Source organism: Providencia sp. TYF-12, assembly GCF_041344805.1.
GTDB classification, from domain to species: Bacteria; Pseudomonadota; Gammaproteobacteria; order Enterobacterales; family Enterobacteriaceae; genus Providencia; species Providencia huashanensis.
The window spans coordinates 1,072,101-1,097,750 of the sequence record NZ_CP166833.1 but is presented as its reverse complement, the minus strand read 5'-3'; the positions used below and the strand labels follow the sequence as shown (position 1 = coordinate 1,097,750).

The following is a 25,650-nucleotide window of genomic DNA, read 5'->3' as shown; positions in this document are numbered from 1 at the left end:
TTATTCATCCTTTAACGCCATCTGTTTTAGTGTAACAAAGTCCGTTTTACCACTTCCCAAAACTGGCAGTTCTTTTACTAAACGAATGTCACGCGGGACAGCTAATTCAGTTAAGCCTTTGCTTTTCGCTGCCGCAGACAATGCGCTGCGGTCTAATTCTTTATCTGTCGTGAATAAAACAAGCGCCTCACCCTTACTACTATCAGGCTTAGTGACAACGCCATGATTCTCATTTGGTGAAATACCCGCGACCATTTGTTCAATACTTTCAAGAGAAACCATTTCCCCTGCAAGTTTTGCAAAACGCTTAACACGACCTTTAATAGTACAGAAGTTTTGATTGTCTAAAGTAACGATATCACCCGTGTCATACCAGCCATCTTCTAATTCACCTTGCTCATTTTCCGCTTTAGGCGTTTCTAAGACACCAGGGGCTTCAACACGTAAATACCCCTTCATGATATTTGGCCCTTTTAGCTGTAATTTCCCCCCCTGTTCAATACCTGGGATAGGGATAATCCTCGCCTCCATTTCGGGTAAAATTTGACCTACTGAACCTTCTTTAGCGGCCATTGGTACGTTAATTGAAACGATAGGAGCACATTCAGTCACCCCATACCCTTCAAGGATACGAATACCAAATTTATCAAACCAGATTTTTTTAGTTTTATCAGAGAGCTTTTCAGCGCCAGCAACGACATAGCGCAAACGTGCAAAATCATACTGATGCGCAAAACGCGCATAATTACCTAAAAATGTCGAAGTCCCAAAAAGCACTGTACAATTTTTGTCATAGACCAATTCCGGAATGACTCGATAGTGCAAAGGGCTTGGATAAAGAAACACTCGGCTTCCTGAAAATAGAGGAATGAACAAACCAACAGTTAGACCAAATGCATGGAATAATGGTAATGATGACATAAAACGGTCTCGAGGAGTGAAGTCAGCAATGGTCTTAATTTGCTCAACATTCGCCATTAAGCTCCCGTGGCTATGAACCACCCCTTTCGGTGTTCCCTCTGACCCTGAAGTGAATAGCACGATCGCTTCATCTGTCGTTTTGCGCGGGATAACGGCTTTACGTGGATTAAATAAATGCTTAACAATCCAAAGTTTATCTTGCCATGTCACTGTATCTTTTAAATCTTCAAGGTAAATCCAGTTAGCTTCAGTAACTTGCTCGGGAATATGCGTTAAATGACCTTTTTCTAAAAATTGGCGAGAGGTAAATACGACAGTGGCTGCAGATGCTTTTAATGCATTACTGATCCCATGGCTTCCCGCAGTATAATTCAGCATCGCAGGGACTCGTCCCCTCATTAGGGCCCCAAAAATAGCCGCAGCCGTAACTGTTGTATTTGGCAATAATAAGCCTACACGCTCATTTTCATGGGTATAACGTTCTATAATACGCCCGACTCCCAGAGCTTTTTTCAATAAGCTTTGGTAGGAGTCTTCTTTAAAAGCGATATCTTCAATACAGGGCGTATATCGACCAAACTTATGAACACTTTGAATAAACTCTTCGACCAATGTGACTTGGGGCAAACAAGCCATACGCGCAGATTTCATAATTTGGTACAAATGCTCTCCAGCTAAGGCTCGGCGCTCAACAGCTCGAGGGGCTTGAGGCATAGGAATACTTTGTGCAGGCAAAATATGTAATGTGATTTTTGGGAACCATTTTAATGGAATAATGCCTTTTAACCGACCAAAGTGACTGCGCTCCGCACCTTCAATACGAATAGGAACAACTTTTGCCTCCGACTTTGCAGCAACAAATGCAGCCCCTTCATAGATTTTCATTAAAGAACCATGCACAGTAATACGCCCTTCTGGAAAAATGACGATTGGGCGCCCTTTTTCCACCTCTTTAACAAGGTGACGTATCCCTAAAGGGTTAGCAGGGTCAAGAGGAACAATATCCGCATAAGGTTTAAGACGCTTCACCATTTTTGGTGTCGCAAATGATGAATACACAGCAAATACAGGTTTTACAGGTAAAAAAAGTGCAATCAAAACACCATCAAGGAAAGAAACATGATTGGGTGTAATCAAGCATTTATCTTGATTAAATTCTTTTGCATCACCGGTAACTTGGACGCGAAATAAAAATTTAAGTATTGCCTTGATGATGTTTGCCAACATAATGAATCCCTATATTATGATTATGTTTTATATGCAAATAAGTGAAGTATTTCCGTTATCATACCTATCTTACTTAGCTCTGCTCTTTCTACTAAGCGGTATATTCCGAAAACGTACTTTACTGATACCTAATTAGTTTAAGTCAAATCATTAAGTTGCGCGATAATATCATCAATGGATTGTGTGGCATCAATAACATGGTGTGCCGTCGCACGGTAGATAGGTTCTCTTTGCTGCATAACTTCTTCAATTTCTTCAACTAATGATTTGCCTGTTAAGCTTGGCCGCTGGTCAGCTTGTGGCTCTGCGGCTAGGCGTTTAGCTAAAACGTCAGGCTTAGCATTTAAATAAATCACTGTCCCGTTATCACGCATGATCTTCTGGTTTTCCTCAGCAAGAACCAGCCCGCCCCCTGTTGAAACAATCGTTTTATCTTGAAGAATTGATTTTAACGTTTCCGTTTCTAATTGACGAAAATATTCCCATCCGTACTGTTCAACAATTTCTGCTATCGTTTTACCCGCTCTTTCGAGTATCAATTTATCTGTATCAACAAACTGGTAGCCTTTAGATTCGGCCAATTTTTTACCAATTGTCGTTTTACCCGAACCTCTTGGACCGATAATGTAAAACATTAATTTCCACCCCATCATCATGAATACTAAGCAAAACTGGTTATGTATCTGCTTATGAAAGTTGCCTAATGCGGCAAATAATAAAAAATAAAGCCACACAAGTGTGGCCTATTAATCTATTTTAGTCTTTATGGGCGATTTAAAAAATCGCCATAACCAACCCATTTATAGGTTGTTAAGGCATCTAGCCCCATAGGGCCTCGAGAATGTAATTTCTGAGTGCTAACCGCAACCTCTGCCCCTAAACCAAATTGCCCACCATCTGTGAAGCGAGTACTCGCATTCACATAAACAGCCGCCGAATCGACACACTGTACAAAATAATCTGCTTGGCGGATAGACTCGGTCAAAATAGCATCAGAATGCGCAGTACCATATTGGCGAATATGGTTAATAGCGGCGTCAATGTCATCAACAATCTCTACGTTGAGGTCTAAGGATAACCATTCATCAACCAAATTTTCAGGTTTTACATCAACAACTGTTGCTGGGCCTTGTTCCAATAATGGCATTGCTTTTTCACTAGCGTGCAGTGTGACTTGCTGTTCAGCCATTTTCTCACTTAAAAATGGTAAGAAATTACCCGCAATATCTTTATGAACTAGCAAAGTTTCCAGTGAGTTACAAGCACTTGGGCGCTGTACTTTTGCATTGATGATTACGTTAATCGCTTTATTAAAATCAACTGACTCATCGACAAAGGTGTGGCAAACACCTATACCGCCGGTGATCACAGGGATCGTTGATTGCTCACGACATAATTTATGTAACCCCGCACCACCACGAGGGATCAGCATATCAATATAACGATCTAATTTTAATAATTGAGAAACTAATTCACGATCAGGGTTATTGATAGCTTGTACAGATTCTTCTGGCAACCCACTATTTTTGAGTGCTTTTTGGATAACACTCACCACAGCAAGGTTCGTATTATGGGTTTCTTTACCACCACGTAGAATGACTGCGTTACCGGTTTTTAAACATAACGAAGCCACATCGACAGTGACGTTTGGACGCGCTTCGTAAATCACCCCGACAACACCTAGAGGTACGCGTCGGCGCTGTAAGTTTAAACCGCTATCAAGCTGGCTACCATCAATGATTTGCCCAACAGGGTCAGCAAGCTGACAAACCTTTCTGACATCATCAGCAATGCTTTTCAAGCGTTCTGGAGTCAGCAATAGACGGTCTTGTAAGGCTTCTGCCATACCACTGGCTTTTGCTTGTTCCATATCCTGCTGGTTAGCAGATAATATCACTGCGCTTTCTTTTTCTAGTAATTCAGCAATTTGCAATAGTGCCGAGTTTTTTTGTTTGGTGCTTAGCTGAGCTAATTGCCATGACGCTGCTCGTGCAGCCTTACCCATTGTTTCTAACATAATTAACTCACTATCATATCGTCACGATGAACAGCGACTGAGCCGTGTTCATAGCCAAGTATTCTGCCAATTTCTTGTGAATGATGACCTGCTATCATCCTTAGTGCATCACTATTATAGTGACTAACACCGTGTGCAAGGTCTTTCCCCGCCATATTTAGAATGCGGATCACGGCGCCTCGGGAAAAATCACCTTCAATCTTTTTAATTCCTTTTGGTAACAATGAGCTACCTTTTTCTATAATTGCTAATTGTGCACCATCATCAATATACACATCACCCGCAGCTGGCGCCCCGAAAATCCAACGTTTACGATTTTCCATGGGGTTTTTCTGCCCATAAAAACGAGTCCCCACTGGAATATTTTCAATCACAGCGCTAATGACATCAGGTTTATTACCTGCTGCGATAATAACATCTATCCCTGCGCGGCCAGCAACATCAGCCGCTTGTAGCTTAGTTGCCATGCCCCCCGTACCTAAACCGCTGACACTTCCTCCTGCCATTTGACGAAGCTCGTCGTTGACACCATAGACTTCAGGAATTAATTTCGCATTTGGGTTGCTACGGGGGTCTGCATCATATAGACCTTCTATATCAGTCAGTAGCAACAGTTTATCAGCATCACCAAGAATAGCGGCTAATGCGGATAAATTATCGTTATCACCGACTTTTATTTCTGCTGTCGCAACGGCATCGTTCTCATTAATAACGGGAATAATGCCATTATTCAGTAATGCTTGTAAGGTGTCTCGAGCATTTAGAAAACGCTCACGGTCTTCTAAATCTGCACGTGTTAACAGCATTTGCCCTATGTGGATCCCGTAAATGGAGAACAACCTTTCCCACAACTGAATAAGACGACTTTGGCCGACTGCCGCAAGCAACTGTTTAGATGCAATGGTAGCCGGCAATTCGGGGTAATTTAAGTGTTCGCGACCCGCGGCAATTGCCCCTGATGTCACAATGATAATACGGTGCCCTTTTTCATATTGCTGCGCACACTGCCTGACTAACTCAACAATATGAGCTTGATTCAAACGGCGCGAGCCCCCTGTTAGCACACTGGTTCCTAGCTTAACAACCAGCGTCTGGCTATTTTTCATCATTTTTCTGCCATTAGGATTAAGAAAACAAAAAAGTAGATACCATTTTTATCAGGAGAAGCGCGTTATGCCAACAGGCATAACGCAAAATTCAACAAAAGTTGGTTTAAAACAAATTTATGCGCTTAATTCCAGTTTTAATTCTGCCATTAGTGGCGAAGGGAAGAGGCTTAACTCAAGCTCAAGTAATTGCTTAGTAAGTGCTTGATGAAATGATACTAAATTTTTTTCAACGGCTTCAGTGGTAGCCGCATCTTTGAATGCTTTGACTTGCCAACTACCATGGCTATTATAAATACCAAAATGATAAGTGAACTCAAAGCCTTTTTCAGTTGCAACTAATTTTAACCACCACCCCCAAAATTCACGTTTCTCAGGCGCAATACTCGCATTAATACAAACAACAAGGCTATCGAATATATAACAGCCATTGATACATTGTTTTTCGCGTAAATAAGGCCCCATTGCAGCAAATTTCTTTAAATACTTTCCATTTGAATAATCAGTCGGTAAAGCCATGTTAAGGATCTCCTTCTTGGGTAGACCCCTTTTTAACAAATGGGAAAAAATAAGCAAGATATTAAATATAATTAAAGTATTTTTGCTTTCAGCCAATTAGTAGTTTCACTTAGTGCCTTTTCAAAATTAGCAAAAACAGGCTGACTTGGTAGTATTATTGTATCTGCATCCATTGATGAACGCCGAATTAGATCCGATTCTGCTTTCGGACTATAGATATCATCTTTTAAGCTTACCGATAACATCGGAACTTTGCTTCTTTTTCCTAAAAGGCCCTGATTTTTAAGTGAATAACAACTCAACTCATGGCGTAAAGCGGCACCATCAACCTGATAAATTCCCAAACGACTCGCGAACACATCCAAAACTACCCGAGGAATATCTTGTTGATATTTCTCTTCGTGCAATAAACTATGCACAATTGGACCTATGACAGCGACTGCTTTAATTTTTTCTGGGCACATATAAGCTAATCTTAAGGCTATATTGGCACCAAAGCGCATCCCGACGATACCGAAGCGGGTATGGTCAATCCATGCAATATCCTCAAGCTGGCGAACAATTTGCTCATGCAGTGTTGTTGTTTCTTGTGTCAATTTATGTTTTATCGAATAACCAATAGAAGGCATATCGAGCGTTAGCATCGCAATACCTAATGGTTCGAGATAATCGCGAAAATAGCGACAAAAATCGATTTGTAAGCTGTCTAACATGCCGCAAATCATGACGGTAGGATAAGGCCCCTGACCGTGGGATGGGATATGTAAAAAGCCACAAACTTCTTTCCCATCATCCACTTTGAATGCAACTTTCTTTAACCGATATTCTGAAAATTTGGCAGCATTATCATAGGCTTTACACGCTAATAAAATAGCTTGGTCTGCTAGTTCATCCCCTTTAATAAAAGGGTATGCTGCAATACTGTATAAATTTGCGGCTCGCAACCATGCATTACCCGCGTCCGGCCCTTGCTCGAATTCCAAAGCTTTCTGTTGCCAGCGCATAGCCTGCTGTGACCATTCGAAGCACCAATTCCCACGCCTATTACCAATGACGGTATCCAACTGGGTTTCATTACTGCGTGGCGCATCGGAAACTGCTATTCGGCTAAGTACCTCTTCAATTTCTAGTGCATCAATACCACGCCAAATCCAAATTAGCCGGTTGATCATACGATACCAGCCAACATGATGAGAACCACTTAGAACGCTATGAGCTTTTATCAGAGGAGTCGTTTCTGACGAGTAGGATACAAGTGTCGACGTTTCAACTTGTCTGACTCTAGGTTTGAAAAGTTTTTCTGAAAGGTTTTGCTGAGTCATCCCTATTTCCTTGTCTACCTGAGCTGAATTGTGCCAAAAAACCAAAAATAAGGGGAATGCAAAAATGCACTCCCCCGAGATTATATCGCGTTTGACTCAAAAATTTTAGGTATTTATGTGTTATGCCTATGAGGAAAAAACCCAAAGGCTGTTAATGACAATCTATTACCAGAAAATAAGTTTAACTTCGATTTATTTGTCTTGTTCACACAATGGCTTTATAAAAGCAACGCCCATATCCCAAGGCTGCTCTATCCATGTGTCTTGCGGGATATCAACCACATAGTCATCAACTAATGGACGACCAGCTGGCTTAGCGAAGATAGTAACAAAGTGTGCTTTTGGATACATATCACGAATAGCTTGCGCTGTACCACCGGTATCGACCAAATCGTCAATGACGATATAGCCTTCGCCATCACCTTCAGCGCGCTTTATAATTTTTAATTCGCGTTGATTATCATGGTCATAGCTAGATATACATACGGTATCAACGTTACGAATGCCCAGTTCACGTGCAAGAAGCGCGCCTGGAACAAGACCACCACGGCTAACCGCGATAATACCGGTCCATTGTTCTACTGGTAATAAACGTTGTGCGAGTTTACGGGCATGTATTTGCAACATATCCCACGTTACGACATATTTTTCGCTCATAAAATTCGGGTCCCGACTGCTGAGTAAATCTGAAATGTGTCTTGCGGAAAAAAGGTTGCGCGAGATTATAGTGATTTGGCGCGTTAAAAACCAGTAAAAAGCATCATTCGCCATTAATTATTATCATTTACACTATCCATTCTTCAAAAGAAAGTGTTATCCTGAGATTATAAAAGATGCAGCCTTTAATTCGAAACTTCAGGCTGTTAGGTCATAATTACAGCAATATTCCTTTTAAAAATTGAAGCTGAAATTAACGTTGGTTGCCAATCAGTTCCTACATGGGTTATTCAGGATATTATTCCTAAATAGTTCAATTTGTAGCTAGGCGGCAAATGAGTAAATCCTTTGAGGATACATAAGTATATGCTTGGAGTTTACGAGTGAAGCCAACAATGCTACAGATTGAAATATAAAGGGAAAATAAAAGGAGAGAAACGTGTCTGAACTAGCTACATTATCCCCCCAACCGCTATGGGACATCTTCGCTACCATCTGCTCTATTCCGCACCCTTCATATCATGAAGAAGCTTTAGCTGCGCATATTATCGACTGGTCAAAACAAAAAGGTTTTCATGTAGAACGCGACGAAGTTGGTAATATTTTGATCCGTAAACCTGCAACAACGGGTTACGAAAACCGCAAAGCAGTAGTCTTGCAAGCACACCTAGACATGGTGCCACAAAAAAATAATGACACCGTGCATGACTTTAAAACAGACCCAATCCGCCCATATGTTAATGGTGAATGGGTGACCGCTGAAGGTACAACTTTAGGCGCAGATAACGGTATTGGTTTAGCTTCTGCATTGGCGGTTCTGGCTGATGACAGTGTCGAGCATGGGCCTATGGAAGTTTTACTCACCATGACTGAAGAAGCTGGCATGGAAGGTGCGTTTGGTCTAAAAGCAGGTTGGCTACAGGCGGATATTCTGATTAACACCGACTCTGAAGAAGAAGGTGAGATCTATATGGGTTGTGCTGGAGGGGTTGATTTCACAACAACATTTGATCTACTGCGTGAACCTTTACCACAAGGTTATCAGACGTTTACTTTAACCCTAAAAGGGTTAAAAGGTGGTCACTCCGGTGGTGATGTTCACTTAGGCTTAGGTAATGCGAATAAATTACTCGCACGCTTCCTTGCTGGACATGCGGAAGACTTAAGCCTGAAATTGTTAGAATTTAGAGGCGGTACCGTACGTAATGCTATCCCACGTGAAGCGCATGCAATTATCTCTGTTCCGACAGAAAAAATTGCTGAACTGACAGCATTAAGAGAACGCTACGAAGGTATTTTAAAGAATGAGTTAGCCGTTATAGAACCTAACCTTGTTCTACTCTTAGATGAAACACAAAGTGACTTGAAAGCACTGTCTGATGATTGCCAAAAACGTTTTACGTTCTTCTTAAATGCTGCACCTAATGGCGTAATTCGCATGAGTGATGTCGCTGTAGGTGTCGTAGAAACATCGCTTAATGAGGGCGTTGTTCGCATGACAGAAGACCAAGCGGAGGTTATCTTCCTTGTTCGCTCACTGATTGATAGTGGCAAAAACTATGTTGTTAACATGCTCACTTCTATTAGTAAATTAGCACAAGCACAGTACCGCGCTGAGGGGAGCTACCCAGGTTGGCAACCAGATGCCGATTCAGCCGTAATGCACTTAGTGAGTGAAACTTATAACAAGCTATTTGGTAAAATCCCAAATGTGATGGTGATCCACGCAGGCCTTGAGTGTGGCTTATTCAAAAAGCCTTACCCAGATATGGATATGGTTTCAATTGGGCCAACCATTCGTGGTGCTCACTCTCCTGATGAAAGAGTGCATATTGCAAGTGTTGGTGAATATTGGAAACTGTTGACCGCTGTTTTAAAAGCAATCCCGGTTAAAGGTTAAAACCTGATCATAACTGAAACATCTGCCATTCATTATGGTAGATGTTTTATTTATAGTTCTAATAACAATTGCCTTTCCAATTGAGGGCTTTGTAACATAACATGCAACCCAACTAATCGTACCCCTCGCTGTTCACGTCGATTAACCCAAACTTGTTTTGCCAACTGGACTAAATCTTGCTTATTAAGCATTGGGTAAACATGCTCTTGTGTTGTTTGTTGAAAATCATCAAATTTAAACTTTACGCCTTGGCGCGCAATGCGTAAATCAGGCTTCACTTTAGCTAAACGCGATTGCAGTTCATCATAAAGTTTATCTAATAATAAAAGGCAATCATTCCATTCATGAATATCTTCAGCAAGAGTCCGCTCAACACCAACGGATTTCCTTAGTCTATCTGGGTTTACAGGCCGTTCATCGATACCGTGACAACGCTCCCATAGTACCTGCCCAAACTTCCCCATGCTTTTAATCAGTGTAACAACGTCATAGTTTTGCACATCAGCACAAGTCGTTAGCCCCATATCTGCTAGCTTTTGTGCGGTGACTTTTCCCACTCCCGGAATTTTTCTTAGTGGTAAAGTCAGAATGAATTGATCAATATTTTGCGGGGTGATCACAAATTGCCCATTTGGTTTATTCATATCAGAGGCGATTTTAGCAAGGAACTTGATAGGGGCTATCCCCGCTGAGGCTGTCAATTGTAATTCATCAAAAATTTGCTGACGAATTGCCTCTGCGATTAACGTAGCTGAACCATGTAATTGTGAGCAGTCAGTCACATCAAGATAAGCTTCATCGAGGGAAAGTGGCTCGATTAAATCTGTATATCGCGCAAAAATCTTACGTATATGAATGGACGTTTCTTTATATAACGCCATTCTCCCTGAAACGACTTTAAGTTGAGGGCAAAGCCTTAGAGCAATAGCGGTAGACATGGCACTATGTACGCCATAACGACGGGCTTCATAGTTTGCGGTGCTGATCACACCACGGCGATCGGCACTTCCTCCTACCGCAATAGGGATACTACGCAAGCTTGGGTCATCACGCATTTCGATGGCTGCATAAAAGCAATCCATATCAATATGTATAATTTTACGCACAAGTTAGCCCACACAATCAATCAACTGATTAAATATACAGTATTATTATTAGCCGTGCAATCTGGGCCTATTCGCTGACATCAATTCTAAAATAGCAGATAACCTAATGATAATAAAAATAATTAATATTATTGAAATAATAGTCTGCCACACTATATAACAGCATTTGTTATTTAAAGTTTGTCTTAAAAACAATCGTAAATACTTACTTTACCGTGAAAATGTAATAAAACAGATGCGTCCTTTTCACTCATTATATTTTATAAAAAATTCTTTTATGGATGATACCTATGGCAATTCTATCAACATCAAAATATGTTAAAACTATGGCGTCAGTTATTCTACTTCTTGCAAGTCAAACTGCTTTAGCATTATCACCACAAATTGTTGCACACAGAGCCGGTACTGCTGATGCACCGGAAAATACAATTTATGCAATTGATTTAGCAAAAGAAAATAAAGCCGATGCTATTTGGCTAACAGTACAATTAAGTAAAGATAATCAATTAGTTTTATATCGCCCAAGTGATTTAGACTCGTTAACAGAAAAAAAAGGGCCAGTATCTGCTTATACCGCAGAGCAATTAAGTCATATCAATGCTGCCTATAAGTTTAGTAAAAAACATAACCAACAATTCCCTTTGCAAAAAACAACAATTAATACATTAGAAGCTGTTCTACAGAAATACCCTAATACCACTTTCTATATTGACTTAAAATCCCCTGATGCCGACCCTGCTCAGCAAGCACAAGCTATCCTTACATTATTAAATAAGACTAAGGCATTTAAACAAGTCCGTTTTTATTCAACTAATGATGCCTTTTTAACGGCATTAAAGTCTCTTTCACCTCAATTCCAATTATTTGAAAGCCGTGATGAAACAAGAACAATGCTAGCGAATAGTGTTATGAGTCGCCAATGCCCTATAGAAAATGATAAAGATAATACTCGCTGGTATGGTTTCGAGCTTCATCGTAAAGTTGAAGTTGTTGAAAAGTATACTTTAGGTGAAGCTCGTTCACCTGCAACCTTATCATGGGATAAAAACGCTATCGATTGTTTTAGAAAAAATGGTAAAGCGTATATTATTGTATTTGGTGTTAATAACGAAAAAGACTATCAACTCGCAAAAGAAATTGGTGTTGATGCCGTAATGGTTGATTCCCCAAAAAACTTCAAAAAATAATCTAATAATTAAGCTATTTTATTTTGAATTATGTTTAATCAAATAAATTAGCTTAATTTCCTCACCTAAACTACCTCCTATTTTATTTTTATAACACTTTAATGTTAATCATTATTTACATCTACTTTAAATAAAACCAATATTAAAAAGTGCAATATTTTCTTGAATTCTATTTTTAGAAAAAATTAAAAATACTAGTTTATAATAATACTATTTTTTATTTAAACTACTAATTTAATTTCAATAATCACCTTTAAAAACTAACTAAGCCTATTCTTACAAAATGAACTTTCATTATAAATATCAAGAGGATAAAATGTCAAAATCAAAAGGAACAATCTCTATTGAAAATAAATGGGATGAAGACTTTAAAAAAGTCGAAATTATTTATCAAAGCAGTGAAGATGATGTAGATAAGGCTTTCATTACCTATAATATAAGGGCTCAACAAACGCATAATGATGTATTTGATATCGAATACTCATCCACGGGGAAAAGTTCATGGATAGGGACAGTTACCACTTCTAGCGGCCAAAAATGGAGTAGTGGAAGTCCCCTAAAATGTAATGCAAACAAAGCCGAGAACTGCAAAATTATCATTAAATTTGATGGATACCGTAAAGAAATGGGTGTCATATATACCCCAAAAAATTCATGCCATAAGAAAATGAGTCAACTAAAATCTATATAATAAAATAGAAGAGTAATGCTGTTTAAATATTATTCGAATAGTATATTCGGCTATTATTGCTGTCATTCATACTAGAAATAAAACCGCATTGATATACCTTAACTCCCTTCCGTTATAGCTAGTTATACGACAAAAATGCGGATACCGTTTTAACTGGCTAATGCTATAAAAAAACCTTAGCCATATACTTTATATGGCTAAGGTTTAGAAAACAGATAGATTAAATACTAAAGTATGCGGTTTTTTTCCAGCATCTTTTGGCGAGCTTCTTCACGTGCCATGCGTTTTTTGCGGGCGTCACAAGGCTCAGGGCAATCGCATACTTTATCAACCCCGATACTACTTAAGCCGCCACAACTACCTTGAATACTTTTACGCTTGAAAATATACCCAAGAGACATTCCTAAAAACGCCAGCAAGAACAGTGCAAAGGCGGCAATAAAAATATTTAGCATTCCTTTATCCTCCCCGAATTACTGCTTCTTGGTTAAAAATGGTTCGAATGCTTTAGTATAACGCTCTTCAAAACCTTTATCTGTCTTAACAATCATAAAAACAGGAATATTCATTTTCTCAGCTAAGGCAAAGCCAGCTTCAGGCCCTAGCACATTTAGCCCTGTTGATAGCCCATCGGCACTCATACAGTTATCTGCAATAACCGTAATAGAAACTAGATTATGGGTAATTGGTCGCCCTGATTTTGGGTCAATAGTATGAGAAAAACGAACTCCATCCTGTTCAAAATAGTTACGGTAATCCCCAGAGGTTGCAATTGAGCTATCTCCAGGCTCGATAACTTCTTGCGCTGTTTGGCTTACACCATCTGCCGCAGGTTTTTCAATGGCAATACGCCAAGGCGCCTCTTTACCATTGGTACCTTTAGTACGCACTTCACCACCAATATCAACCATGTAGTTGTTGATACCCGCTGACTCTAAGTATTCAGCAACAACGTCTACACCATAGCCTTTCGCAATTGATGAAAGATCTACATATAGTTCAGGAATGGTTTTGACTAGGTTATTGTCTTGAACGGATAATTTGTCAATCCCTACCCATGCTCTGCGCTTGGCCAATTCTTCATCTGAAGGGGCTTTAGTGACTCTCCCTTCTGGGCCAAACCCCCATAAGTTAACTAAAGGCCCAACAGTTACATCTAAAGAGCCATCTGTGATTTTATTAATCTCAATAGCTTTTTTAACAACTGTTGCAGTTGCTGCGGAGACAGGGAATGGTGTATTTATGTCTTTAGACTGGTTAAAACGACTTAACTCAGAGTCAGGTCGGTAAGTTGACATCTGGTCATTAACTTCTTCTAAGCGCTTATCTATCTCAGCTTGAATCGCTTCAGGTTTTGCCCCTGAAGAATCCGTAACATATTTAACCGAGTAATAAGTGCCCATTGTTTGTCCCTGAAGATTTTGTTGCTCTGGCCCACCACAAGCAGCAAGAAACAGGGTCGCGACAAACAGAAGTATTGGGGTATAAATTCTTTTACTTAGCATCGTTTTCTCCGCGTCAATCATGAGCGAGTCTGTAGAAGTCGCTCAGACTATTAACACACTTTACATCGTCACCCATGCAGAGAATGTTTCAGTCAAAATAATTATTAACTTACTAATTACCAATTAGATAATTAGTAATTAGCCATCATTGTTAAATTACAAAGAGGGAAGTAGCTTCCCTCTTTAAAGTGTTATCACTGTACTAACCTTGTTAAGTACAATAAACCTAATAACTTAACCACCAAAGTCATCTAGTAAGATGTTTTCATCTTCAACACCAAGGTCTTTAAGCATCTTAATTACAGCAGCATTCATCATTGGAGGCCCACACATATAGAACTCACAATCTTCTGGTGCTGGGTGATCTTTTAAGTAATTGTCATACAGAACATTATGGATAAAGCCGGTATAACCATCCCAGTTATCCTCTGGTAAAGGATCTGAAAGTGCAATATTCCATGTAAAGTTTTCGTGTTCCGCGGCAAGTTGGTCAAAATCTTCTGTATAGAACATTTCGCGAACTGAACGAGCCCCATACCAGAAACTAATTTTACGCTTAGAATTTAAACGGCGCAATTGGTCAAATATGTGGGAACGCATTGGCGCCATACCCGCACCACCACCGATAAACACCATTTCAGCTTCAGTTTCTTTTGCAAAGAACTCACCAAATGGACCGGAAATTGTCACTTTATCCCCTGGTTTTAATGACCAAATATAAGAGGACATAATTCCTGGTGGAACATCTGGGTTACGTGGCGGAGGCGTTGCTATCCGCACGTTTAACATAATAATGCCGTATTCTTCAGGGTAGTTGGCCATTGAATAGGCACGTACAGTAGGCTCTTTAACCTCTGAAACATAACGGAATAGGTTAAATTTATCCCAGTCTTCACGATACTCTTCAGGTACATCGAAATCTTCATATTTAACAATATGTTCAGGGCATTCAATTTGAATAAAACCACCGGCACGGAAAGGAACAACCTCCCCTTCTGGTATCTTCAATCTCAGCTCTTTAATGAAAGTGGCTTTATTGTCATTAGAAATAACTTCGCACTCCCACTTTTTCACACCAAAGATTTCTTCTGGAAGCTCAATTTTTAAATCTTGCTTAACGTTAACCTGACAAGCTAAACGACAACCTTCTTTTGCTTCTCGCTTATTAATGTGGGAAAGTTCTGTCGGCAGAATATCACCACCACCCTCTTTGATTGTCACACGGCACTGGCCGCATGAACCACCACCACCACAAGCAGATGAAACAAAAATACCTTGGTTAGATAGCATACCTAACAGCTTATCGCCAGCTGGAGCCTCAAAGCTTTTGTCAGGGTCGCCATTTACTTCAACTTTGATGTTCCCTGTATTGACTAACTTGGATTTTGCAAACAGGATTAAGCCTGTAAGCACCAAGACAATCAGGGTAAACATCACTACACCTAAAATAATAATTTCCATGAATTCTTCTCGCCTTTATAGCTGCACACCGGAGAAGGACATAAAGCCCAATGCCATCAAGCCGGTTGTCACAAAGGTGATACCTAACCCTTTTAGACCCGCTGGAATATCTGAGTACTTCATTTTCTCACGGATAGCTGCCAACAAGACAATGGCAAGCATCCAACCGATCCCCGAGCCAAACCCATACACTATCGATTCGCTAAAGTTATAATCGCGTTGAGCCATGAAAGAAACACCACCGAAAATTGCACAGTTAACAGTAATCAATGGCAAGAAGATACCAAGTGCGTTATACAGTGATGGGAAGTAACGATCCAAAATCATCTCAAGGATCTGAACCAATGCAGCAATAACCCCGATAAAGGTGATGAAGTTCAAAAAGGATAAATCAATACCCTCTGCTATTGCCCCATCACGCAACACTAAGTTATACACCAAGTTATTAGCTGGAACAGAGATACCAAGAACGACAGTTACTGCGATCCCCAGTCCAAAGGCTGTTTTAACATTCTTTGAAACAGCGAGAAAAGTACACATACCTAAAAAGAATGCTAACGCCATATTTTCAATAAAAATGGATTTAACAAATAGGCTAATATAGTGTTCCATGTGATTAGTCCTTCTCTACCTGAGCTGGTTTCAGGATACGTAGTCCCCAAATCAGCATACCGATGATAAAGAATGCACTTGGCGCGAGGAGGAACAAGCCATTAGGCATGTACCAGCCACCGTTTTGCAGTGATTCAAAGACAGTGATACCAAACAGTTTGCCGGAGCCAAATAATTCCCTAAAGAAACCGACTAATACAAGGATCACACCATAGCCAAGACCATTACCGATACCATCCATAAAGCTTTCTATTGGTGGCGCTTTCATTGCATAAGCTTCAGCACGCCCCATTACGATACAGTTAGTAATAATCAAACCAACGAATACTGAAAGTTGCTTTGATATTTCATAGGCATACGCACGTAAAATTTGGTCAACCACGATGACGAGAGAAGCGATGATTGCCATCTGTACAATAATACGCACACTGCTTGGAATATAATTTCTAATCAGTGAAATAAAGAAGTTAGAAAATGCCGTAACTAATGTTACCGCAATGGTCATAACCAATGCTGTTTCTAACTTAGTTGTTACTGCTAATGCAGAACAGACCCCCAGTATTTGCAAAGCAATTGGGTTGTTATCTAATAGTGGTCCAAGTAGGACGCGTTTTATTTCTTTTGAATCAGCCATTATTCAGCGCTCCTTCACGTACTTTTTTCAGGAACGGACCAAAGCCGTTATCCCCTAACCAAAAATCAAACATATGTTGAATTCCGTTTGACGTTAGGGTTGCACCTGAAAGGCCATCGATACCGTATGGGCTATCTGTGGCACCACCACGTACGATTTTAATTGCCGGAATACCCTGTTCATTGAACAGTTTTTTACCCGGCCATTGGGCTTTCCATTGTGGGTTATCGACTTCGCCACCTAAACCTGGTGTTTCACCATGCGAGTAGTAAGTGATACCGCGTGAGGTTACCCCATCAACATCGATTGCCACAAACGCATACATTACAGACCACAAACCTGAACCATAAACAGGTAAAATAATTTGTGATACTTTGCCGGCATCATCTTTCACTAAATAGATTTCAGCACTATTGGCGCGACGGCGAATTTTTGCGATATCCTCTGCTGGAGAAAGGGCAATACTGGTTTCATCGCTACGTAGCTCAGCATTTAGGTCATAACGGCTAGTGCTGTCAGATAGTTCATTCGTTTTGAAATTCAAAAGCTTAGGTTCGATGCGCTCCCCATAAACTTTTTGGATTTCTTCTGCGGTCATTTTAGGCTGCATTAAACCTGCCACGCTTAAAATATTACGCTGAGTATCTAACTGAATTTGTTCTTGCTGCTTCGGCTTCAAACCAACTGCAGCACCTGCGACAACAACAGAACAAACTAGACAAAGGATAAAAATGACTAGAAATGTTCTACCGACGCTATCTTTATTAATTGGTTTATCATTAGCCACGAGCTTTTCTCCGCTTAATATTTGCTTGAACGACCAGATAGTCAAACAAAGGAGCAAACAGGTTGGCGAACAGAATAGCCAGCATCATCCCTTCAGGATAAGCCGGATTTACTACCCTGATAAGTACACACATTACGCCGATCAGAATGCCATATGCCCATTTACCTTTATCAGTGAATGAAGCGGATACTGGGTCTGTCGCCATAAAAATCATACCAAATGCAAAGCCACCCAGAACCATATGCCACCACCAAGGCATGGCAAATAACGGATTGGTGTCTGAACCAATAGCATTAAATAGGTAAGACATGGCAATCATACCAACCATGACACCCGCCACAATACGCCATGATGCAATGCGGAAGAACATGATGAGTGCGCCACCAATAAACAACATCAGCGTCGAAACTTCACCGATCGAGCCTGGCATATTACCTAAGAACGCTTGCATCCAAGTGATAGGCTCACTTGTTACTGTGTTCATTAGCGCGTGTTCGCCACCTGAAGCCCACTGTGATAATGGAGTTGCTCCCGAGAAACCATCCGCTGCAGTCCAAACCAAGTCACCGGAGATTTGAGCAGGGTAAGCAAAGAATAAAAATGCACGACCCGCTAACGCAGGGTTTAAGAAGTTACGCCCTGTACCACCGAAAATTTCCTTAGCAATCACGACACCGAAGGTAATACCAAGAGCCGCTTGCCATAAAGGAATTGTTGGAGGCACAATCAAAGCAAACAAGATAGAGGTTATAAAGAAGCCTTCGTTGATTTCATGACCACGGATCATGGCAAACAACACTTCCCAGAACCCACCGACAAGGAAAACAACGGCATAAATAGGAAGAAAATAAACTGCACCAAGCAGCATTTTACTTCCCCAACCAGCATCCATTGACAGCGAGGCACCTAAAAATTGTGCCAAACTATAATGCCAGTCACTCGCGAGCACTTGCTGTAGCTCTGCTCCACTATACAGTTGATGAAGTGCAGGGATAGCTTGGTTGCCTACGTTGTACATCCCCCAGAACATTGCAGGGAAAACAGCAAGCCAGACTAAAATCATCATGCGCTTCAGGTCAATAGTGTCCCTGACATGAGAACGACCTTTCGTCACCGTTCCCGGTGTATAGAACACTGTAGAAACTGCTTCATACAATGCATAGTATTTAGCGAGTTTTCCACCGGGCTCAAAATGGTGTTCATACTTTTCAAATAAATTTTTCAGACCCATGGAATCACCCTTCTAGCTCAATCTTGGTCAGAACATCACGTAATACAGGACCATACTCGTACTTCGCTGGGCAAACATAGGTACATAAACCTAAATCTTCTTCGTCCAACTCTAAACAGCCCAATTCTTGTGATGTATCGGTATCTCCAGCGAGGAGATCGCGCAACAAATGAGTGATCATGATGTCAAGAGGCATAACACGCTCATAGTTACCAATTGGTACCATTGAACGCTCACCGCCGTTCATTGTTGTCGTAAAATTAAAGCGCTTATTTTTCAGGAAATGCCCGATCGTAGTACGAGTGATCGTAAATTTATTAACACCAGGCATAATCCAGCCAAATAGTTCTTTATCGCGACCTTCGGCTAATACAGAGACTTGATTGTGAAAACGGCCAAGATAATGATGGGTATCATCACAAGTTACGCCCCAAAGGACAGAGCCTGAAATAATACGGTTTTCGCCCGCTTTAAGCTGGCCTTGAGTTAATTCATATAAATCAGCGCCAAGGCAAGTGCGTAATAAACGCGGCTTTTCAACCTGTGGCCCTGCCAATGAAACGATACGGTCAGTATAAAGCTGCCCAGTGACAAACAGCTTACCAATCGCAATAACGTCTTGGTAATTAAGGCTCCATACCTTTTTCTTGATGCTTACTGGCTCCAAGAAATGGATATGAGTCCCCGCTAACCCAGCAGGATGAGGACCCGCAAACTGGGTGTATGAAATCTGGCTATGAGCCTCAACTTTTGGTAAATCCCCCTCTCCATGACATACATGGATTTTACCTTCTGTTAAATGGCTAAGGACTAATAACCCATCGTTAAATGCCTGTTCTTGTTCACGAATAACCAAAACGGCATCAGCAGCAAGAGGGTTTGTGTCCATTGCAGTAACAAAAATAGCGCTAGGTGAAGAACCTGGTTGTGGCGAACGACTAAATGGACGCGTTCTTAAAGAGGTCCACAAACCTGATTTAATCAGATTATCTTCGACTTGTTCTCTGGTTAATGCAGATAACTCAGTACGAGTATAAGCTGCAAAGTTTTCCTGTTCATCACCGTCAATTTCAATGACAACAGATTGAAGCACACGACGCTCACCACGATGAATAGCAACAATTTTACCACAGGCTGGACTTGTAAAAACAACCCCCGGATTCTTTTTATCTTCAAAAAGAACCTGCCCTTTTATGACACGTTCACCTTCTTTAACCAGCATCGAAGGACGCATTCCGACATATTCTTCACCTAGCACAGCTACGTGTTGAATTTTCGGGCCGTCTTCTATCACTTGGGCTGGCTCACCTGCGATGGGAAGGTTAAGGCCTTTTTTAATTTTAATCATAAGATCTGCACAAGTTTATCAGTTAAACCCTAAGCTAACGATTCAGCAATGAATGATAGCGACTCAGTAATAAAAACAGCTCAAGCCACTTTCGCCACTTAAGCAGGTATTTTCACATAATTGTTACTAAATTTTTTCTTCTGCCGGACGTAATTTTATCAGTTCCCACTCACTATGTCCGTCTATAGAAGTGACATAGTTCAAGCAAATTGCATTAATATTTAAATTTTTCTGTTAACAATTCGAAATTGCCGAACTATAACATCACCTTTATCGATTGCTGATTACTATTTAACCGATAAAGATTCATCTAAAAACTATTAACAAGCTATATTAATTTTCTATTTACTCGTCTAAAATGCATAAATTCTGTATTCTTTTTAATCAGTGAAAACTTCTACATTTGGCCTTAGTATGAAATTAAGTAAATTTTTTAGTGCAATTTTTCCATTTGTACTCATATATCCACCTGTAATTCAGGCGAGCAACTCTTCATTTATACTTAAGAATAATGCTTTGGATAATCAAAATTCATCTATTTTTATTCAAATATTTAAGCAAGAGGGTTTACTCGAACTCTATCAAAAAACCCCTTCTGGAAAATATAAGCTGACCAAAACTTACCCAATTTGTAAGTTTTCTGGGGGCCTTGGCCCGAAAAAAATAGAAGGAGACCTCAAAAGCCCTGAGGGATTTTATCAAATTACCGCAGAACAGCTCAACCCAAATAGTCGGTATTACCGATCTATCAATATTGGATTCCCTAATGAATACGATAAAGCACAAGGTTACAGCGGTAGTTACCTAATGATCCATGGCAGTTGCGTTTCTGTAGGATGCTATGCCATGACAGATAAATATATGGGTGAAATTTATCAAACCGTCGAAACTGCCTTATTAAATGGCCAGCCAACCATCAATGTCAGCATCTACCCATTTAAGATGACAAATGAAAATATGACGCGCTACAGAAACTCAAGTCACTATTCATTTTGGAAACAGCTACAGCCTGCTTACGAATACTTTAACCAAACAGGAAGACCCGCAGAAATTTCAGTGACATTAGGTAAATACGCGGTAGTTAGCTTACCAGATACCCCAACGAAATTATTAGGATCTAAATCACAATATGCGCTCACCAAGATGGAATAATACAAAGTTACCTGGCTCGATCCGCTGCCAATTTTCATTTCCCGTTAAAGGTTGAGTTGCAATAACAGAAACAATATCAGTGGGTGTGGTGCATTGCTCGAAATCAATTTCAATATCTTGATCTAATAATTTCGCTTTACCAAAGGGTGCTCTACGCGTCAGCCAATGTAAATTCGTTGAACTAAACGCCATCAAATATTGCCCATCAGAGAGCAACATATTAAACACCCCTTTATGACGTAGCTGATCCGCCAATGTCGCGACAAAACGAAACACGCTTTTCCAATTGGAGGGTTTTCGTGGGTACTTTTCACTTAACTGATGTAAAATCCAGCAAAATATCCATTCGCTATCAGTTTCACCGATAGGCCAATAACGCCCTGTTTTCAATGAACGATAGCCCTTTAATTGGCCATTATGAGCATAAGTCCAATTGCGCCCCCACAATTCACGCGTAAAGGGATGTGTATTGACTAATGATACATCACCTTGATTTGCTTGCCGAATATGCGCAACAATCGTTTCTGATTTAATAGGATATTCCTGCACAAAGCGGGCAACGGGTGATAAAAAACTTGGTTGAGGATCTTTAAATGTGCGACATCCCAAGCCTTCATAGAACGTAATTCCCCAGCCATCTTTGTGTGGACCGGTATGCCCACCTCGAGAAATTAACCCACTAAGACTAAACGTAATATCAGTTGGAACATTGGCACTCATGCCAAGTAACTCACACATTTAAAGGCTCCTAAACCGGTTAAAACTTTACTTCACCATCTCTTTTTCAATCAACTGAATTAAGATATGGATAACTTTAATATGAATTTCTTGAATGCGATCAGCATAACCAAAGTGTGGGACACGGATTTCAATATCTGCGGTACCTGCCATTTTCCCGCCATCTTTACCTGTTAGCGTGATTACTTTCATCCCTTTCTCACGAGCAGCGCTAATCGCTTTGATAATATTCCCTGAATTACCAGATGTTGAGATGCCCAGTAAAACATCACCCTTCATCCCTACTGCTTCAATAAAACGTGAAAAAACATATTCATAACCGAAGTCATTACTGACACAAGACAGATGACTAACATCTGAAATTGCAATCGCTGGATAACCGGGACGATTTTCACGATAGCGCCCTGTTAACTCTTCAGCAAAATGCATCGCATCGCAGTGTGAACCACCATTACCACAAGACAATACTTTGCCACCAGCTTTAAAAGAATCGGCTAACAATACGGCTGCTTTTTGAATAGCTTCAATATTTGCGTCATCGCTAAGGAAATTTGATAGCGTGTCGGCAGCTTCTGTTAGCTCGCCACGGATCAGGTCTTGATACATGAGGTTTCCTCTTAATTAAGAACATGTTACAGAGAGTATGATTAATTTATATTTAAATAGCCTAAATAAAAATGCCATCTAATGACAAAGAGCAGATAGGTATCCACAATTAACCTTTAATACTCAGATTGTTGCACAGGGATTGTTTTGTTTCTACTTTTGATTGTGCTGTCTTAGCTTCGTAGAAAAAGACCTCCTTTTTCCTTACTAGTAACCATAATTTTTTAATGGCCTTAATGTAAATTACCTTAACCATTTTCATAATTTGGTGTTTTTGTGAGCCAAGTTGTAATTAGGATGTAAATACATTGCTAATTCTTTATTAATGGGTATAGATTAAGATAACAACAGGTCAGACCTCTTACAAGTGGACAGGAGCTTAACTATGATCCTTCTCAGCATTGTGTTATTCCTAGCCTTAATTGGCGTACTTTGTTATCACAAAACATCGTTGGTTTTTAGCGCAATATTATTATTGGCTTATACTGCTGTTATGGGTGTGATAAATATTTGGAGCTACTGGATGTTATTGCCAGTCGCCTTAGTATTATTTCCATTTGTTTTCAGCCCAATACGCCAATCATTATTTTCCGCCCGCACTATGAAAATGTTTCAAAAAGTCATGCCACCAATGTCAAGAACAGAAAAAGAAGCCATTGATGCAGGGACAACTTGGTGGGAAGGCGACCTTTTCCGAGGAGCCCCTAATTGGAATAAGCTTCATGACTACCCAAAACCACAATTGACTGCCGAAGAACAAGCATTTATTGATGGTCCCGTTGAAACAGTTTGTGGCATGGTCAATGATTTTGAAGTGAGTCATGAGCTCGCAGACCTCCCTCCTGAAGTGTGGCAATATTTACGCGATCACCGTTTCTTTGCCATGATCATCAAAAAAGAATACGGAGGTCTTGAATTTTCTGCCTATGCTCAATCACAAGTATTACAAAAACTTGCCGGAGTTTCGGGCATACTGGCAATAACTGTCGGTGTTCCTAACTCTTTAGGTCCTGGTGAACTCCTACAACATTATGGTACCGATGAGCAAAAACAGCGTTATTTGCCGGGTTTAGCTACTGGTGAAGAAATTCCATGTTTTGCTTTAACAAGCCCTGAAGCAGGGTCTGATGCAGGTGCGATCCCAGATACTGGCATAGTTTGCATGGGTGAATGGCAAGGTGAACAAGTCCTTGGTATGCGTTTAACATGGAATAAACGCTACATTACCTTAGCACCAATCGCGACCGTGTTAGGGCTAGCCTTTAAATTATCTGACCCAGATAAACTATTAGGCGGAGAAAAAAACCTTGGTATCACTTGTGCTTTAATTCCAACCAATACACCGGGGGTCGAAATTGGCCATCGCCATTTCCCTCTTAATGTGCCATTTATGAATGGCCCGACTCGCGGTCAAGATATCTTTGTTCCTATTGATTACATCATTGGTGGGCCAAAGATGGCGGGGCAAGGTTGGAGAATGCTTGTCGAGTGTCTCTCTGTCGGACGCGGTATTACATTACCATCTAACTCAACAGGAAGTCTGAAGAGCATCGCTATTGCAACAGGGGCTTATTCCTATATTCGTCGCCAGTTCAAATTATCAATTGGTAAAATGGAAGGGATTGAAGAACCATTAGCACGCATTGCTGGTAACACTTATTTGATGGATGCAGCAGCAACTTTGATTACGTCAGGGATTATGTTAGGCGAAAAACCCGCGGTTCTCTCTGCTATCGTAAAATACCATTGTACTCATAGAGGTCAACGCGCCATTATTGATGCAATGGATATCACTGGTGGTAAAGGAATTTGCCTTGGCGATTCAAACTTTGTCGCCAGAGCCTACCAAGGTGCGCCAATCGCTATTACGGTTGAAGGGGCCAATATTCTCACTCGTAGTATGATCATCTTCGGCCAAGGTGCTATTCGTTGTCATCCATTTGTATTAGACGAAATGGCTGCTGCAAAAGATAATAATTTGCATAAATTTGATAAAGCTGTATTCGGGCATATCGGTCATGTGATTAGTAACCAGTTCCGGAGTTTCTGGTTAGGCTTGACTAACGGTCGTGGCAGTAGCGCGCCAACAAAAGACGAAACACGCCGTTATTATCAAATGTTAAATCGTCAAAGTGCTAACTTAGCTTTATTGTCTGACGTGGCAATGGGGGTGTTAGGCGGAAGCTTAAAACGCCGTGAGCGTATTTCGGCACGCTTAGGGGATATTTTAAGTAACCTGTACCTTGCCTCTGCAACCCTAAAACGCTATGAGGATGAAGGTCGCCAAAAAGCAGATTTACCGCTAGTAAAATGGGCTGTTGAAGATTGTCTCTATCAGTCAGAAAAAGCCATGGATGATTTATTGAAAAACTTCCCTAATAAAATGGTAGCGGCGATAATGCGAGTGACACTCTTCCCTGTTGGCCGTTCTATGTCGATGCCATCTGACCGACTTGACCACAAACTGGCGCAGCTACTGATGGAACCTTCTGAAACACGGGATAGATTAGGTCGTGGTCAGTACTTAACGCCAACAGAAAACAACCCGCATGGCTTAGTAAACCAAGCACTACTCGATATTATTGCTGCTGAGCCAATCTTCGACCGTATCTGCCGTTTAAAAGAGCGTAAACTCAGCTTTACTCGCTTAGATGAACTAGCAGACCAATTACTCCCTGAAAATGTAATTACGCAAGAAGAAGCTGATATTTTACGTAAAGCGGAAGCTAGCCGGTTACGGACTATTAATGTGGATGAGTTTGAGTTTGATGACTTAGGGGTACTTCCGTCAAAAAAGTCTCCTGACGAACCTTCAAGTGAAGATACAAGTAAAAAAAAGAAAGCAGCTTAATTTATAAAGTAAATTATAAAAGGTTATCTTCTTAGAAATGAGTTTAAGGGTAACAACAAAAAGCCAGCTAGT

Annotated in this window: 23 protein-coding genes; 5 read left to right on the top strand and 18 right to left on the bottom strand. The window is 40.5% G+C overall.

Annotated features, from left to right (window positions below):
* The 7 genes from aas to gpt all read right to left on the bottom strand — a co-directional run bounded on the left by aas (position 1) and on the right by gpt (position 7,769).
* Positions 1-2,148 (bottom strand): bifunctional acyl-ACP--phospholipid O-acyltransferase/long-chain-fatty-acid--ACP ligase, encoded by a 2,148-nt coding sequence (aas, locus tag ABE954_RS04770; protein ID WP_042848693.1) that lies wholly within the window; start codon positions 2,146-2,148, stop codon positions 1-3.
* A 137-nt stretch (positions 2,149-2,285) separates the two neighbouring features.
* Positions 2,286-2,783 carry a shikimate kinase AroL gene (aroL, locus tag ABE954_RS04765; protein WP_042848746.1) on the bottom strand — a complete coding sequence of 166 codons (498 nt, stop codon included), beginning with the start codon at positions 2,781-2,783 and terminating at the stop codon, positions 2,286-2,288.
* A gap of 128 nt (positions 2,784-2,911) precedes the next feature.
* A complete protein-coding gene (proA, locus tag ABE954_RS04760) occupies positions 2,912-4,165 on the bottom strand; it encodes a glutamate-5-semialdehyde dehydrogenase (RefSeq protein WP_042848694.1) in 1,254 nt (417 codons plus the stop codon).
* A 2-nt stretch (positions 4,166-4,167) separates the two neighbouring features.
* Positions 4,168-5,271 carry a glutamate 5-kinase gene (gene proB, locus ABE954_RS04755; RefSeq protein WP_042848747.1) on the bottom strand — a complete coding sequence of 368 codons (1,104 nt, stop codon included), beginning with the start codon at positions 5,269-5,271 and terminating at the stop codon, positions 4,168-4,170.
* A 117-nt stretch (positions 5,272-5,388) separates the two neighbouring features.
* Positions 5,389-5,790 carry a sigma factor-binding protein Crl gene (gene crl, locus ABE954_RS04750; RefSeq protein ID WP_042848695.1) on the bottom strand — a complete coding sequence of 134 codons (402 nt, stop codon included), beginning with the start codon at positions 5,788-5,790 and terminating at the stop codon, positions 5,389-5,391.
* Positions 5,791-5,861: 71 nt separating this feature from the next.
* Entirely contained in the window at positions 5,862-7,112 is a 1,251-nt protein-coding gene (gene frsA / locus ABE954_RS04745; protein ID WP_131680470.1) for an esterase FrsA, read from the bottom strand.
* Positions 7,113-7,304: 192 nt separating this feature from the next.
* Positions 7,305-7,769, bottom strand: a complete 465-nt coding sequence (gpt, locus tag ABE954_RS04740) for a xanthine phosphoribosyltransferase (RefSeq protein WP_042848748.1) — start codon at positions 7,767-7,769, stop codon at positions 7,305-7,307.
* 439 nt (positions 7,770-8,208) lie between these two features.
* On the opposite strand from gpt, the gene pepD reads away from it, so the two are divergent.
* Complete coding sequence (gene pepD / locus ABE954_RS04735; RefSeq protein ID WP_371025741.1) at positions 8,209-9,669, top strand: beta-Ala-His dipeptidase; 1,461 nt, start codon at positions 8,209-8,211, stop codon at positions 9,667-9,669.
* A gap of 50 nt (positions 9,670-9,719) precedes the next feature.
* Here the strand turns inward: pepD and dinB are convergent, their stop codons facing one another.
* Positions 9,720-10,775, bottom strand: coding sequence for a DNA polymerase IV (gene dinB / locus ABE954_RS04730; RefSeq protein ID WP_264403533.1), 1,056 nt, complete (start codon positions 10,773-10,775; stop codon positions 9,720-9,722).
* 290 nt (positions 10,776-11,065) lie between these two features.
* Here dinB and ABE954_RS04725 point away from each other — a divergent pair, with 290 nt between their 5' ends.
* Both ABE954_RS04725 and ABE954_RS04720 read left to right on the top strand, forming a co-directional pair.
* A complete protein-coding gene (locus ABE954_RS04725) occupies positions 11,066-11,962 on the top strand; it encodes a glycerophosphodiester phosphodiesterase family protein (protein WP_048608232.1) in 897 nt (298 codons plus the stop codon).
* Between the two features lie 316 nt (positions 11,963-12,278).
* On the top strand, positions 12,279-12,653 hold the full coding sequence (locus ABE954_RS04720; RefSeq protein WP_042848700.1) for a hypothetical protein: 375 nt from the start codon (positions 12,279-12,281) through the stop codon (positions 12,651-12,653).
* A gap of 227 nt (positions 12,654-12,880) precedes the next feature.
* On the opposite strand, the gene nqrM is transcribed toward ABE954_RS04720, so the two are convergent.
* From nqrM to ABE954_RS04680, 8 genes are all read right to left on the bottom strand, one after another.
* Positions 12,881-13,108, bottom strand: a complete 228-nt coding sequence (gene nqrM, locus ABE954_RS04715) for a (Na+)-NQR maturation NqrM (protein WP_042848701.1) — start codon at positions 13,106-13,108, stop codon at positions 12,881-12,883.
* An 18-nt stretch (positions 13,109-13,126) separates the two neighbouring features.
* Entirely contained in the window at positions 13,127-14,158 is a 1,032-nt protein-coding gene (locus tag ABE954_RS04710; RefSeq protein ID WP_048608233.1) for an FAD:protein FMN transferase, read from the bottom strand.
* A gap of 234 nt (positions 14,159-14,392) precedes the next feature.
* Positions 14,393-15,619 carry an NADH:ubiquinone reductase (Na(+)-transporting) subunit F gene (gene nqrF / locus ABE954_RS04705; protein WP_042848703.1) on the bottom strand — a complete coding sequence of 409 codons (1,227 nt, stop codon included), beginning with the start codon at positions 15,617-15,619 and terminating at the stop codon, positions 14,393-14,395.
* A 15-nt stretch (positions 15,620-15,634) separates the two neighbouring features.
* The gene (nqrE, locus tag ABE954_RS04700; RefSeq protein ID WP_042848704.1) at positions 15,635-16,231 is read right to left on the bottom strand and encodes an NADH:ubiquinone reductase (Na(+)-transporting) subunit E; all 597 of its coding nucleotides are present in this window, start codon (positions 16,229-16,231) and stop codon (positions 15,635-15,637) included.
* 4 nt (positions 16,232-16,235) lie between these two features.
* Entirely contained in the window at positions 16,236-16,865 is a 630-nt protein-coding gene (locus ABE954_RS04695) for an NADH:ubiquinone reductase (Na(+)-transporting) subunit D (RefSeq protein ID WP_042848705.1), read from the bottom strand.
* Positions 16,858-17,652 carry a Na(+)-translocating NADH-quinone reductase subunit C gene (locus tag ABE954_RS04690; protein WP_048608237.1) on the bottom strand — a complete coding sequence of 265 codons (795 nt, stop codon included), beginning with the start codon at positions 17,650-17,652 and terminating at the stop codon, positions 16,858-16,860. The genes ABE954_RS04695 and ABE954_RS04690 overlap by 8 nt, the downstream gene beginning before the upstream one ends.
* Positions 17,645-18,883, bottom strand: a complete 1,239-nt coding sequence (locus ABE954_RS04685; RefSeq protein WP_042848707.1) for an NADH:ubiquinone reductase (Na(+)-transporting) subunit B — start codon at positions 18,881-18,883, stop codon at positions 17,645-17,647. The genes ABE954_RS04690 and ABE954_RS04685 overlap by 8 nt, the downstream gene beginning before the upstream one ends.
* Before the next feature lie 4 nt (positions 18,884-18,887).
* Positions 18,888-20,231 carry a Na(+)-translocating NADH-quinone reductase subunit A gene (locus tag ABE954_RS04680; protein WP_042848708.1) on the bottom strand — a complete coding sequence of 448 codons (1,344 nt, stop codon included), beginning with the start codon at positions 20,229-20,231 and terminating at the stop codon, positions 18,888-18,890.
* A 414-nt stretch (positions 20,232-20,645) separates the two neighbouring features.
* Between ABE954_RS04680 and ABE954_RS04675 the strand changes: the two genes are divergently transcribed.
* Positions 20,646-21,383 (top strand): murein L,D-transpeptidase family protein, encoded by a 738-nt coding sequence (locus tag ABE954_RS04675; RefSeq protein WP_042848709.1) that lies wholly within the window; start codon positions 20,646-20,648, stop codon positions 21,381-21,383.
* Here ABE954_RS04675 and ABE954_RS04670 read toward each other — a convergent pair.
* Entirely contained in the window at positions 21,354-22,121 is a 768-nt protein-coding gene (locus tag ABE954_RS04670) for a class II glutamine amidotransferase (RefSeq protein ID WP_042848710.1), read from the bottom strand. The genes ABE954_RS04675 and ABE954_RS04670 overlap by 30 nt on opposite strands.
* A gap of 27 nt (positions 22,122-22,148) precedes the next feature.
* A complete protein-coding gene (gene lpcA / locus ABE954_RS04665) occupies positions 22,149-22,727 on the bottom strand; it encodes a D-sedoheptulose 7-phosphate isomerase (protein WP_042848711.1) in 579 nt (192 codons plus the stop codon).
* 385 nt (positions 22,728-23,112) lie between these two features.
* On the opposite strand from lpcA, the gene fadE reads away from it, so the two are divergent.
* The gene (gene fadE, locus ABE954_RS04660; RefSeq protein ID WP_371025740.1) at positions 23,113-25,578 is read left to right on the top strand and encodes an acyl-CoA dehydrogenase FadE; all 2,466 of its coding nucleotides are present in this window, start codon (positions 23,113-23,115) and stop codon (positions 25,576-25,578) included.
* The last annotated feature ends 72 nt before the right edge of the window (positions 25,579-25,650 follow it).